The sequence below is a fragment of the Vibrio sp. 10N.222.48.A3 genome (genome assembly GCF_041475345.1).
Lineage (GTDB): Bacteria > Pseudomonadota > Gammaproteobacteria > Enterobacterales > Vibrionaceae > Vibrio > Vibrio tasmaniensis_A.
In genome coordinates this window covers 1-1,569 of record NZ_JBFRVX010000789.1, presented here as the reverse complement: position 1 = coordinate 1,569, position 1,569 = coordinate 1, and the positions used below count along the sequence as shown (strand labels likewise).

The 1,569-nt window shown below is 41.9% G+C and carries 2 protein-coding genes; both read right to left on the bottom strand.

The window, feature by feature from the left end; translation table 11 throughout:
• Positions 1–793, bottom strand: a 793-nt coding sequence (locus AB4653_RS19815; protein WP_372105110.1) for a phosphatidate cytidylyltransferase, incomplete at its 3' end; no start/stop codon positions are given.
• 16 nt (positions 794–809) lie between these two features.
• Positions 810–1,562 (bottom strand): isoprenyl transferase, encoded by a 753-nt coding sequence (locus AB4653_RS19810; RefSeq protein WP_009847415.1) that lies wholly within the window; start codon positions 1,560–1,562, stop codon positions 810–812.
• Positions 1,563–1,569: the final 7 nt, after the last annotated feature.

The following is a 1,569-nucleotide window of genomic DNA, read 5'->3' as shown; positions in this document are numbered from 1 at the left end:
TATCTATTCTATCAAGTATACCACCATGACCAGGAATCAGATTACTGCTGTCTTTCACCCCAGAAACACGTTTAAACATGCTTTCAACAAGATCACCAAGAACAGAAATAACGACGGTCACAAGAGTAATAACAATCATGTGGAGAGGGCTTGTGAATTGGATATCAAACAAGTCAGCAAAGATCCAGGCCACGATCACTGCTGTAATGATGCCACCAATAAGACCTTCAATCGTTTTATTAGGACTCACCGCAGGGGCCATTTTGCGCTTGCCAAAGCTCTTTCCTGAAAAGTAAGCACCACTGTCCGCAGCCCAAACAAGCAAGCAAACGAACATCACCAATTTTGCGCCGTGGTAAGGATCAACATCAATACCGTTAGCACGCAGGATAACCACACTCCAGAAGAATGGTAGCAAAGTCAGCACGCCAAATGCGTGACGAAGAATGGATGAGTCTTTCCATGCTGGCATAGACTTAGGATAAGTCACTGCCATACCACTCGCGATTACCCACCAAATTGAACCAATCGTTAGAATGGCGTAGTGAGCACCCGATAAGTTATTAAGGCTAAATGCATCAAAAGGTATAAAAGCAAAACTTGCAGCACTTACCACAACTGTTGGAATCAACGCTAAATAACGTGATTTGCTTTCAACAAACTGAGTCCACTCCCAAAGACCCAATAGCGAGATTACTGCTAGTGAAAGAATAAACGTGGGAAGTGATAACTCGAAAATACCTAGAATAACTAGGGGAGCTAAAATCAACGCCGTAATAATTCGTTGTTTCAAACCAAAAAAATCCTTATTAACTGTCCATCAGAGCTTTAATTTGCTCACCGGTGCATCCAAAACGACGCTCGCGGTTTACAAACCAAGTCACAGCTTCTACTAAGCTGTCTTCATTAAAGTCTGGCCAGAATTGTTCAGTGAAATACATTTCGGCGTAAGCTAATTGCCAAAGCATAAAGTTACTAATGCGGCACTCGCCACTGGTGCGGATAAGTAGATCGACTTCTGGAATATCTGCCATCGTCAGGTGTTGTGTAATCATAGCTTCATCAATGTCTTCTACATTAATATCGCCAGACTTAACCTGTTGAGCAATCGAAGTCATCGCTTGCTGGATATCCCACTTACCGCCGTAGTTAGCCGCAATATTAATAACCATACCCGTATTGGTGCTAGTCAAAGCTTCCGCTTCTTCTATTTTCTTTTGTAGTCGCTCATTAAAACGACTTTTATCACCAATAACACGAAGTTGTAGATTATTTTTATGAAGCTTTTTTACTTCACTCGATAGCACTGAAATAAACAGTTCCATCAAGAGACCCACTTCTTCTTCAGGACGACGCCAATTTTCACTACTAAAAGCAAAAAGAGTTACGGCTTTAATGCCAAGTCTGGCTGCTGAAGATATGGTTTTTCGAACAGCTTGAACGCCATTTTTATGACCAAAGACACGAGGCTTACCCTGAGCTTTTGCCCAGCGACCATTACCATCCATAATGATAGCAATGTGTTTAGGAAGAGAGTCTGTGAACGCTTGAGAATTATGCATAAAAGAG

Excerpts from the sequence above, each read along its gene's own strand:
- AB4653_RS19810 (WP_009847415.1), bottom strand. The coding sequence starts at position 1,562 with ATGCATAATTCTCAAGCGTTCACAGACTCTCTTCCTAAACACATTGCT.